General features: G+C 39.0%; 11 protein-coding genes. 10 read left to right on the top strand and 1 reads right to left on the bottom strand.

The genetic code is table 11. From position 1 onward, the window contains the following. Positions 1 to 464 precede the first annotated feature (464 nt). On the bottom strand, positions 465 to 2,027 hold the full coding sequence (guaA, locus tag H7T98_RS08690) for a glutamine-hydrolyzing GMP synthase (RefSeq protein WP_155211961.1): 1,563 nt from the start codon (positions 2,025 to 2,027) through the stop codon (positions 465 to 467). A 168-nt stretch (positions 2,028 to 2,195) separates the two neighbouring features. On the opposite strand from guaA, the gene H7T98_RS08685 reads away from it, so the two are divergent. From H7T98_RS08685 to dprA, 10 genes are all read left to right on the top strand, one after another. Further along, complete coding sequence (locus H7T98_RS08685) at positions 2,196 to 2,894, top strand: GntR family transcriptional regulator (RefSeq protein ID WP_008534754.1); 699 nt, start codon at positions 2,196 to 2,198, stop codon at positions 2,892 to 2,894. 65 nt (positions 2,895 to 2,959) lie between these two features. Beyond that, a complete protein-coding gene (locus H7T98_RS08680; RefSeq protein ID WP_002883908.1) occupies positions 2,960 to 3,292 on the top strand; it encodes a putative DNA-binding protein in 333 nt (110 codons plus the stop codon). A gap of 32 nt (positions 3,293 to 3,324) precedes the next feature. Next, entirely contained in the window at positions 3,325 to 4,887 is a 1,563-nt protein-coding gene (gene ffh, locus H7T98_RS08675) for a signal recognition particle protein (RefSeq protein WP_155211959.1), read from the top strand. A gap of 111 nt (positions 4,888 to 4,998) precedes the next feature. Further along, complete coding sequence (locus H7T98_RS08670) at positions 4,999 to 5,526, top strand: ECF transporter S component (protein ID WP_008534752.1); 528 nt, start codon at positions 4,999 to 5,001, stop codon at positions 5,524 to 5,526. Between the two features lie 22 nt (positions 5,527 to 5,548). After that, positions 5,549 to 6,064: a transcription repressor NadR gene (locus tag H7T98_RS08665; protein WP_008534751.1), complete on the top strand. Its 516-nt coding sequence runs from the start codon at positions 5,549 to 5,551 to the stop codon at positions 6,062 to 6,064. Positions 6,065 to 6,158: 94 nt separating this feature from the next. Beyond that, positions 6,159 to 6,848, top strand: coding sequence for an XRE family transcriptional regulator (locus tag H7T98_RS08660; RefSeq protein ID WP_002891070.1), 690 nt, complete (start codon positions 6,159 to 6,161; stop codon positions 6,846 to 6,848). Between the two features lie 128 nt (positions 6,849 to 6,976). Further along, positions 6,977 to 7,831, top strand: coding sequence for a ribosome biogenesis GTPase YlqF (ylqF, locus tag H7T98_RS08655; RefSeq protein ID WP_021144074.1), 855 nt, complete (start codon positions 6,977 to 6,979; stop codon positions 7,829 to 7,831). After that, positions 7,818 to 8,588 (top strand): ribonuclease HII, encoded by a 771-nt coding sequence (locus tag H7T98_RS08650; protein ID WP_155211957.1) that lies wholly within the window; start codon positions 7,818 to 7,820, stop codon positions 8,586 to 8,588. Before ylqF ends, H7T98_RS08650 begins: the two co-directional genes overlap by 14 nt. A gap of 6 nt (positions 8,589 to 8,594) precedes the next feature. Beyond that, positions 8,595 to 9,515, top strand: a complete 921-nt coding sequence (locus H7T98_RS08645; RefSeq protein WP_175057612.1) for an ROK family protein — start codon at positions 8,595 to 8,597, stop codon at positions 9,513 to 9,515. Between the two features lie 66 nt (positions 9,516 to 9,581). Further along, a complete protein-coding gene (gene dprA, locus H7T98_RS08640; protein WP_049545391.1) occupies positions 9,582 to 10,421 on the top strand; it encodes a DNA-processing protein DprA in 840 nt (279 codons plus the stop codon). Positions 10,422 to 10,568: the final 147 nt, after the last annotated feature.

Here is a 10,568-nt window from a genome sequence, read left to right as displayed (position 1 = left end):
TGATAAGCTTTTGATTTATATAGATGTTGAGAATGTTAAAAGTAAGTTTATACCAATCAGTTTAGGTTTTAAAAAGGAAAGCGAAATTTCCCAATTCGAGTTCTATAATGGATCCTACCATGATTTTGAAATTTATGGGCTAAATGTGAATGAAGGAAATATAGCAAATGATTAAAGTGAATTTTTTTACAAATAAATAACTATCAGAGAGTTTTGATTTTACCCCATTATCTAGGTATGATGTAAGAGTTAGTATTGAACATCAGAAAAGCAAAAATTTTTCTGACCCCATAACATTGCTTATTGATTTATTTTTGTAATTAAGATATAAAAAATCCCCACCAGAAAGAAATTCTGGTGGGGTATTTGGTGGGGAACCAAATATAATTAATTAGATTTTAGCGTTTTAAAACAATTCAAAATGCTGTTAAATCAATCAAGTCACTTTAAATTAGGTTTATATTTTATTCCCACTCTACAGTTGCAGGTGGTTTACTTGTAATATCGTAGACAATACGGTTAACGTGGTCAACTTCGTTAACGATTCGAACAGAAATCTTTTGAAGAACTTCCCATGGAAGTTTCGCAAAGTCAGCTGTCATACCGTCGATTGAAGTGATAGCACGGATAGCGATAGTGTAGTCGTAAGTACGGCCATCACCCATAACACCGACAGAACGAACGCCTGTGTTAACAGTGAAGTATTGCCATACATCACGATCAAGACCAGCTTTGGCAATTTCTTCACGAAGGATAGCATCAGACTCACGAACGGTTTCAAGTTTCTCTTCAGTGATTTCACCCATAACGCGGATGGCAAGTCCTGGTCCTGGGAAAGGTTGACGCCAAACGACTTCATCAGGCATTCCCATTTCAGTACCAAGGGCACGAACTTCGTCTTTAAAGAGGGTATTAAGTGGTTCAATCAATTCAAATTGCATGTCTTCTGGAAGACCACCAACGTTGTGGTGAGATTTGATTGTTTGAGCTGTCTCAGTACCTGATTCAATAATATCAGTATAGAGCGTTCCTTGAGCTAGGAAGTCTACACCTTTAAGTTTGCTTGCTTCGTCATCAAAGACGTAAACAAACTCGTTACCAATGATTTTACGTTTTTTCTCAGGATCATCAACACCAGCCAAGAGGTCTAGGAAGCGTTTAGAAGCATCAACACGGATAATGTTGAGGCCAAATTTACCTCCAAGCATCTCCATAACTTGGTCACCTTCACCTTTACGGAGAAGACCGTGGTCAACGAAGATACATGTCAATTGATCACCGATAGCTTTTTGCAAAAGGACACCAACAACAGATGAGTCAACCCCACCTGAGAGTCCAAGAAGGACTTTACGGTCACCAACTGTTTCACGGATTTGTGCAATTTGCATATCTACGAAGTTAGCCATTGACCAGTCACCTTTGGCACCACAGATACCAAAAGCAAAGTTTTTCAAAATGTCGTTACCATATACAGAGTGACGAACTTCTGGGTGGAATTGGATACCATAGAAGTTTTTCTCGGTATCTTCCATCGCAGCGAATGGGCAATCCACTGAGTCACCAACAAGATGGAAACCTTCTGGAATTTCTGTAACAGCATCACCGTGGCTCATTAGAACGACTTGTTCTTCAGGAGTTTCAGCAAAGAGCTGTGATTGGGCACGAAGGCGAAGTGTTGATTGGCCATACTCACGGTTACCTGCTTCACCAGCTGGAACAACTTTACCACCGAGTTTGTGGGTCAAAAGTTGCATTCCGTAACAGATACCAAGAATTGGGATACCTAGCTCGAAAATTTCTTCGTCAATACCAAATGCATCTTCGGCATAAACAGAGTTAGGACCACCAGAAAGTACGATACCGATAGGATTGATGGCACGGACTTCATCAGCGGTAATTTTATGGCTCTTCAATTCAGAGAAAACACCAAATTCACGAATACGACGTGCAATCAGCTGATTGTATTGGCTACCATAGTCTAGAACAATGATTTTCTGCACATCATTCAAAGTAGAAATGTCAGTCATTATTACCCTTTCTTTTTACGTCACACATGGACTCTTTCTTATGCAATCATTGTATCACAAATTTATGGACTTAGCACCTAGATTTATACGAGAAACTGTAAGTATCATACTCATCTTTACAATTCTGTTACTTTTTTTGTAAAATAGGGGTACAGAAGGGGGTATTAGATGTTACCAGCGTACATTCGCATACATGATAAGATTAAGGAAGATGTTGATGATGGCACTTGGAAAATCGGGCAACGTCTCCCTAGCGAGCGAGATCTTTGCGAGACTTTTGATGTGAGTCGGATGACTGTGCGTCAGGCCATAACACTTTTAGTAGACGAGGGGATTTTAGAGCGTAAACCAGGCAGTGGAACTTTTGTGGCTAGTAGTCGAGTTAAGGAAAAGATGCGTGGAACTACGAGTTTTACGGAGATTGTCAAATCCCAAGGCAAGAAACCATCTAGTGAGCTTATTTCTTATCAACGTGTACATCCAAATGAGTTTGAAATCAAGAATTTAGGTGTTTTACCGCAGTCCTATGTCATTCGTATGGAACGTGTTCGCTTTGCCGATGACATTCCAGTTGCCTATGAGATTGCTAGTATCCCTGAGAAAATTATCCGAGGTTTTAAGGAATCAGAAATTACCGAACACTTCTTCAAAACCTTAACTGATAATGGCTATGAAATAGGGAAAAGTCAGCAGACCATATCAGCCAGTTTGGCCAATAGTAGTCTAGCCAAGCACCTAAAGGTTAAGATTGGTGATGCTCTCTTGAGTTTGACACAGATTTCCTTCCTCCAAGACGGGCAGGCTTTCGAATATGTACGAAGTTACTATGTTGGCGACCGTTTTGAATTTTATTTGGAGAACAATTAACAGTCACGGCTTTTTTCTGCACAAGAATCGTGCTAACACCATGATTTTATGGTAAAATGGAGCTTATGGAAATTGAAAAAACCAATCGCATGAATGCCTTGTTTGAGTTCTATGCAGCCTTGTTAACAGATAAGCAGATGAACTATATTGAGCTATATTATGCGGATGATTATAGTTTGGCAGAAATTGCCGAGGAATTTGGTGTGAGTCGTCAGGCTGTATATGATAACATCAAGCGTACTGAGAAGATTTTAGAAGCTTACGAGATGAAACTACATATGTATTCAGATTACATTGTTCGTAGCCAAATATTTGATGATATCATGGAAAAATACCCAGACGATAGCTATCTTCAGGAACAAATTGCTGTGCTCAGCAGTATCGATAATAGAGATTAGACCCAAGCAGAAAGTAAGAGAGGAAATGACATATGGCTTTTGAAAGCTTAACGGAACGCTTGCAAGGCGTTTTCAAAAATTTAAGACGTAAAGGAAAACTTTCAGAGAAAGAAGTTCAAGAAGTCACTAAAGAGATTCGTTTGGCACTTCTTGAAGCAGACGTAGCCCTACCAGTTGTTAAGACATTCATTAAACGTGTTCGTGAACGTGCTGTAGGTCACGAAATCATTGATACTCTTGATGCTTCGCAACAAATCATCAAGATTGTTAATGAAGAATTGACAGATATTCTTGGGTCTGAAACATCTGAAATTGAGAAATCTCCAAAGATTCCAACTATCATAATGATGGTTGGTCTCCAAGGGGCTGGTAAAACAACCTTTGCTGGTAAATTGGCTAATAAGCTGATTAAAGAACAAGAAGCCCGTCCAATGATGATTGCGGCGGATATCTATCGTCCTGCAGCCATTGACCAGTTGAAGACTTTGGGACAACAAATCAATGTTCCTGTTTTTGATATGGGTACAGAGACACCGGCGGTTGAGATTGTCAAAAATGGTTTGGAACAAGCGCGTGCCAATAAGAATGACTATGTCTTGATTGATACGGCTGGTCGTTTGCAGATTGACGAGACTCTCATGCAAGAATTGCATGATATTAAAGATTTTGCTCATCCAAACGAAATTCTCTTGGTTGTAGATAGCATGATTGGTCAGGAAGCTGCTAACGTTGCCAAGGAGTTCAATGAACAACTAGATATCACAGGTGTCGTTCTTACTAAAATTGACGGTGACACACGTGGTGGTGCGGCTCTTTCTATTCGTGAGATTACTGGTAAGCCAATTAAATTCACAGGTACTGGTGAGAAAATCACAGATATTGAGACTTTCCACCCAGACCGTATGTCAAGCCGTATCTTAGGTATGGGTGACCTTCTTACCCTTATTGAAAAAGCTTCTCAAGAGTACGACGAGAAAAAATCTCTTGAGTTGGCTGAAAAGATGCGTGAAAACACCTTTGACTTCAATGACTTCATCGACCAATTAGACCAAGTGCAAAATATGGGTCCTATGGAGGATTTGCTTAAGATGTTGCCAGGTATGGCTAACAATCCAGCCTTGGCTAATGTTAAAGTAGACGAGAAACAGATTGCACGCAAGCGTGCCATTGTATCATCAATGACACCAGAAGAGCGTGAAAATCCAGATCTTTTGACACCAAGTCGTCGTCGCCGTATTGCAAATGGTTCAGGGAATACCTTTATTGAAGTAAACAAGTTTATTAAAGACTTCAACCAAGCCAAACAAATGATGCAAGGTGTTATGTCTGGTGATATGGAGCAAATGATGCGTCAAATGGGTCTTAACCCAAATAATCTTCCAAAAAACATGCCCAATATGCCTGATATGGGTAATATGGACATGTCTGCTCTTGAAGGCATGATGGGTGGCGCAGGTATGCCAGACCTTGGTGATATGGACCTTAGTCAAATGCTTGGTGGTGGTCTTAAAGGTAAGGTCGGTTCCTTTGCCATGAAACATGCGATGAAGCGTCAAGCCAACAAGATGAAGAAAGCTAAGAAAAAACGTAAATAAGAAACTTAGAACGCTAGGGCACTTTGCTCTAGTGTTTTTTTCTGAAAATTATTGACTTATATAACTATACACTGTAATATACTAATGTATATACAGTAAAAGGAGTAAATAATGAAACCTAAAAAGAGAATTCAAGAAATGACCTTTGCAGCTTTATTAACTGCAATTGCTATCCTTATCCCAAGTATTATGCCAATTAAACTAATCATCCCACCGGCTTCGTATACTTTGGGGAGTCATGTTCCAATATTTCTAGCTATGTTTATATCGCCCTGGGTAGCAGCTTTTGTTATCTTAGCTTCTAGTTTGGGATACTTTATGGCGGGCTATCCGATTGTGGTTGTTTTTAGAGCCTTTTCTCATATTATATTTGGTTTTTTAGGCGCACTCTATTTGAAAAAATTTCCACAAACGATAGAAAACCATAAATCATCATTACTTTTCAACTTTGTTTTAGGACTTATCCATGCCTTAGGTGAAGTTCTTGCTTGCGTGATTTTTTATTCTGTAACTGGTGAGGATTTCCAAAAACTGTTCTATGTTCTTTTTGTTTTAGTTGGTTTTGGCACTATTATCCATAGTATGATAGACTATGTAATAGCATTAACGATTTTCAAAAGTATTCGAAAAATACGCTAGTTGAAAGAGGGAGGGTTTGTCTATGGCTTCAAATCGAAAAGAAGAATTATTGGCACTCTTAAAGGGAGCTAAAGAAGCAATGAATGGACAAAGTTTGGCGGAGCATTTTGGTGTGACACGTCAAATCATTGTTCAAGATATTGCCCTCTTACGTGCAGATGGTGCCCAGATTATTTCAACTAATAGGGGCTATATCTATAAAAGTAGCGATGACAATTGTTATATACGTAGGCTGTTTAAGGTGAATCATACTGTGTTAGATATGAAAGATGAGCTTTTGGCTATTGTTGATAATGGAGGACGTATTCAAAATATCATGATAGATCATCCAGTTTACGGAGAAATTCAGACTTTGTTGAAATTGACTTGTCGTCGAGATGTTAGTCATTTTTTAGATCAATCATCGTCAAATGACTTTCGTCCCTTATCTGATTTAACAAATGGTGTTCATTACCATCTTGTCGAAGCAGATAGTGAACAGGATATGGCTTATATAGAAGAGGCACTAAACCATCTAGGATTTTTAGTTAAAGAATAATACAAAAGAGAATTGTAAAAGTAGTTAGTTTCACTTGAAGTTAACTGCTTTTTTTGATAAACTTATGTTAGTTTATTAACTTACGGAGGTAGCTATGTTTTCAGGACAACGACTTAAGGAAATTCGAGAAGCACAAGGAATGAGTCAGGCAGCAGTGGCTAAGCATCTAGGAATTTCTCGCTCCTCTTATTTTAACTGGGAAAATGGTAAGACGAAACCAAATCAAAAGAATCTATCAGTATTGGCTGAACTTTTTGGTGTAGCTGAGACATATTTTCTATCTGAACATGAGATTGTAGAAGTGTACTTGGAATTAAATGAGGAAAATCGTCAGGAAGCTTTGCGACTCACTAAGGCTCTCTTGGAGGAGCAAGAAGCAGAAAAGCAGAAGGCACCTGTTATTCCGTTATATTCTTACAAAGTTTTCGAGCGTTTGTCAGCCGGAACGGGTTATACCTACTTTGGTGATGGCAATTACGATGAAGTTTTCTATGATGAAGAATTAGATCATGATTTTGCGTCATGGGTATTTGGAGACTCTATGGAACCTACCTACCTAAATGGAGAAGTAGTGCTAATCAAACAAACAGGCTTTGATTATGATGGAGCTGTTTATGCTGTAGACTGGGATGGTCAAACCTATATCAAAAAGGTCTATCGTGAGGAAGAGGGCCTTCGTTTAGTTTCTCTCAATAAACGTTATGGTGATAAGTTTGCACCCTATGACGAAGATCCTCGAATCATTGGTAAGATTGTTGGTAACTTTATGCCTGTTGAGGGGTAGGCAACTTTTATCAATTGGGCATCTCAAATTAAATCTGTTATAATACTAAGTAAAGCAAAGCCAATGATTTGGCTTTTTTTAAAGATTTTAAATGATATTTTGCTAAGAATACAAAAGGAGAAACATATATGGCTACTATTCAATGGTTTCCAGGTCACATGTCTAAGGCCCGTCGACAGGTTCAGGAGAACCTTAAACATGTTGATTTTGTTACAATTTTAGTGGATGCACGTTTGCCACTTTCGAGTCAGAACCCTATGCTGACCAAAATTGTTGGCGATAAACCAAAGCTTCTAATTCTCAATAAGGCTGACCTGGCTGACAGTAATCGTACGAAAGAATGGCGTACCTATTTTAAGAGTCAAGGGATTAAAACCTTGGCCATCAATTCCAAGGAACAATCTACAGTTAAATTGGTAACAGACGCTGCTAAGAGTCTTATGGCTGACAAGATTCAACGGCTACGTGAACGCGGTATTCAGAAAGAGACCTTACGAACCATGATTATTGGGATTCCAAATGCAGGGAAATCTACCTTAATGAACCGCTTAGCTGGTAAAAAGATTGCTGTTGTAGGAAATAAACCCGGCGTTACAAAAGGTCAACAGTGGTTGAAGTCTAATAAAGACTTGGAAATTCTTGATACTCCAGGTATTTTGTGGCCTAAGTTTGAAGATGAATTGGTTGGATTGAAACTCGCTTTGACTGGTGCCATCAAGGACCAGCTATTGCCAATGGATGAAGTGACGATATTTGGACTCAACTATTTTAAAACTTACTATCCTGAACGTTTAGAGGAACGCTTTAAAGGGATTGACCTTGAAGAAGAGGCACCAGAAATCATTATGGAAATGACTCGAAAACTTGGCTTCCGTGAAGATTATGACCGTTTCTATAATCTATTTGTCAAAGAAGTTCGTGATGGAAAACTAGGACGTTACACACTTGATATTGTTGGGGTCGATACTGATGGCGACAATTAAAGAAGTCAAAGAGCAATTGGCCACTTTGACAGACCTTGACGATCATCGATGGGCAAGTTTTGAGGAAGACAGTCGAGCTGGTGTACAGACTGCCATTAAGCAACGCCGTAAAGCTATCCTAGCTGAGATTGCTGAGGAAGAACGCTTAGAGATGATGCTCAGTTATGAAAAATCGCTTTATGCTCAGGGAGTTGAACTCATTGCAGGTGTTGATGAAGTTGGACGTGGCCCTTTGGCTGGGCCAGTGGTAGCTGCAGCGGTTATTTTACCAAAGCTTTGCAAAATAAAAGGTCTTAATGATAGTAAAAAAATACCAAAATCAAAACATGAAGCTATTTATAAGCAGGTCATGAAGGAAGCGGTAGCTGTCGGGATTGGTATAAAGGACAATCATGTGATTGACGATGTTAATATTTATGAAGCAACCAAGCTTGCTATGGCTGAAGCTATTGAAAAACTTAGTCCCAAACCAGAACATTTGTTAATTGATGCCATGACTTTGGACTTACCAATAGGACAAACATCAATTATAAAAGGGGATGCTAATTCTTTATCAATTGCGGCAGCATCTATCGTAGCAAAGGTAACCCGGGATAAGATGATGGCTGATTATGATCAGGAGTTTCCTGGTTACGCATTTGCCAAAAATGCAGGCTATGGTACTAAGGATCATCTGTCTGGCATAGATAACTTTGGTGTTACTCCAATTCATAGAAGAAGCTTTGAACCCATAAAGTCAATAATAAAAAGTAGGTGAAGTGGCGTGATTTTAGCTATTGATATTGGAGGAACCTTTATCAAGTTTGGGTTAGTTGATGATGATTTTAAGATAAGCAATCAATCTAAAGTTCCAACACCACCAACGTTAGACGACTTTTGGTTGACTTTAGAGCATATTGTCTCGTCTCACAAGGATATCATTTCTGGGATTGCCATTGCGTGCCCAGGAGAAATAAATAGTAAACGTGGCTTCATTTTCAAGGGAGGTCTTATCCCATATTTAACGGCTATTCCTCTTGGGTCACGATTGACTAAAACATTTCAACTGCCTGTAAAGGTTATCAATGATGCTGATGCGGCAGCTTTGGCTGAAGCCAGATATGGAAGTCTACAAGATTTAGATTGTGGGGCAGCCTTGGTTTTAGGTACGGGTGTTGGTTTAGGACTTGTCTCACAGGAGGTCTTGTTATCACCTCTGTCAGTCACCCAATATCTGCGAGCTCCAAGTCCCCAAAGCATGAGTCAAACCTCTCTACCTTTCCAGTGGGAATTGTTTATGCATGGCTTAGTAAGTCTTGTCGATAATAAGGGGTCTGCAGTAGGCTTTGTTCATGAAGCCAGTCAATTACTTAGGTTAAATCAAGACGATGGTCCAGCCGTATTCTCAGCTATAGAGGGAAATCAGTCGGAAGACCTAAATCTTTTATTTAAAGACTATTGTCATGAAATTGCTGTTCTTGTGCTAAATTTACAGAGCTTCTTTAGGCTGGAGAAAGTTGTTATCGGTGGTGGTATCAGTAGGCAAGGTACTTTAATAGAAGGAATAAGCGATGCCTATGAGGAGTTATTTAAGGATAAGTCTGAATTAGGTCTTGAGCCCATAACTATTCAAGCCTGTCAATTCCATAACGATAGTAACCTACTGGGAGCGGCGTCTTATTTTGCTTCTGAAAATGATTTGTAATCACGGAAAGTTCCATAATGGAGCTTTTTTCTTTTCTGTTACGAATAATGAAAAGGAGGTATCTATATGAATAATTTTGAACTTTTTAAACTTAAAGCCGCTGGGTTGACGAATTTGAATATCTTAAATATTTTGGACTATCAAAAGACTCAAGATAGAAAATTGAGTTTACGTGATATGGCAGTGGTATCCAAGTCTAAAAATGCCGTTCTTTTTATGGAAAAGTATAAGAGTTTAGATATTAAGCAACTCAAAGAACAGTTTGAACGTTTTTCTACGTTATCGATTTTTGATAAAGAATATCCCATTGAGCTGAAGCATACCTATAATCCTCCTGTCCTCCTTTATTATCAGGGGAATCTTGATTTACTGAGTAAACCAAAGCTAGCTGTTGTTGGGGCAAGAAAGTGTTCTGAAACAGGCAAACAGTCCGTTCGCAAAATTGTTAGTGAACTTGGGAATCATTTTACTATTGTGAGTGGATTGGCGCGTGGGATTGATACTTGTGCGCATATGGAGGCCTTGAAAAATAAGGGGAACACCATTGCAGTTATCGGGACCGGACTTGATGTTTATTATCCTAAAGAAAATAAAGCTTTGCAGGACTATATGGCCAAAAATCATTTAGTTCTTACAGAATATGGACCGGGTGAACAGCCTCTCAAGTACCACTTTCCTGAACGCAATCGGATTATTTCTGGATTGTGTCAAGGAGTTATGGTCGTAGAAGCAAAACTTCGCTCAGGAAGTCTGATTACTTGTGAGCGTGCCATGGAAGAAGGTAGAGATGTTTTTGCTATTCCAGGAAATATTTTAGATGGAAAATCAGACGGATGCCATCACTTAATTCAAGAGGGCGCAAAGTGCATTACGACAGGGTTTGACATCCTTTCAGAGTTTTCTTAAAAATCAAAGTTCTCCTATAGAGAAAAAGTTTTTAATTGACAGTTAAAGAAAAGGAAGGTATCATGTTAGTTGCTCGGTCCAAGATGTTTCATTTTTTAATGTCTTGTGACTAGATTTTAGACAGATGAGTGGCGCAGCCAGTTTATA

Origin of the sequence: Streptococcus sp. 23.2 (genome assembly GCF_016648665.1) — a bacterium.
In the GTDB taxonomy this organism is placed as follows: domain Bacteria; phylum Bacillota; class Bacilli; order Lactobacillales; family Streptococcaceae; genus Streptococcus; species Streptococcus salivarius_E.
The sequence above is the reverse complement of the archived record's forward strand: the minus strand, read 5'-3'. Positions and strand labels throughout refer to the sequence as shown.

Coding starts and splice junctions, on each gene's coding strand:
- guaA (WP_155211961.1), bottom strand. CDS start 2,027: ATGACTGACATTTCTACTTTGAATGATGTGCAGAAAATCATTGTTCTA.
- H7T98_RS08685 (WP_008534754.1), top strand. CDS start 2,196: ATGTTACCAGCGTACATTCGCATACATGATAAGATTAAGGAAGATGTT.
- H7T98_RS08680 (WP_002883908.1), top strand. CDS start 2,960: ATGGAAATTGAAAAAACCAATCGCATGAATGCCTTGTTTGAGTTCTAT.
- ffh (WP_155211959.1), top strand. CDS start 3,325: ATGGCTTTTGAAAGCTTAACGGAACGCTTGCAAGGCGTTTTCAAAAAT.
- H7T98_RS08670 (WP_008534752.1), top strand. CDS start 4,999: ATGAAACCTAAAAAGAGAATTCAAGAAATGACCTTTGCAGCTTTATTA.
- H7T98_RS08665 (WP_008534751.1), top strand. CDS start 5,549: ATGGCTTCAAATCGAAAAGAAGAATTATTGGCACTCTTAAAGGGAGCT.
- H7T98_RS08660 (WP_002891070.1), top strand. CDS start 6,159: ATGTTTTCAGGACAACGACTTAAGGAAATTCGAGAAGCACAAGGAATG.
- ylqF (WP_021144074.1), top strand. CDS start 6,977: ATGGCTACTATTCAATGGTTTCCAGGTCACATGTCTAAGGCCCGTCGA.
- H7T98_RS08650 (WP_155211957.1), top strand. CDS start 7,818: ATGGCGACAATTAAAGAAGTCAAAGAGCAATTGGCCACTTTGACAGAC.
- dprA (WP_049545391.1), top strand. CDS start 9,582: ATGAATAATTTTGAACTTTTTAAACTTAAAGCCGCTGGGTTGACGAAT.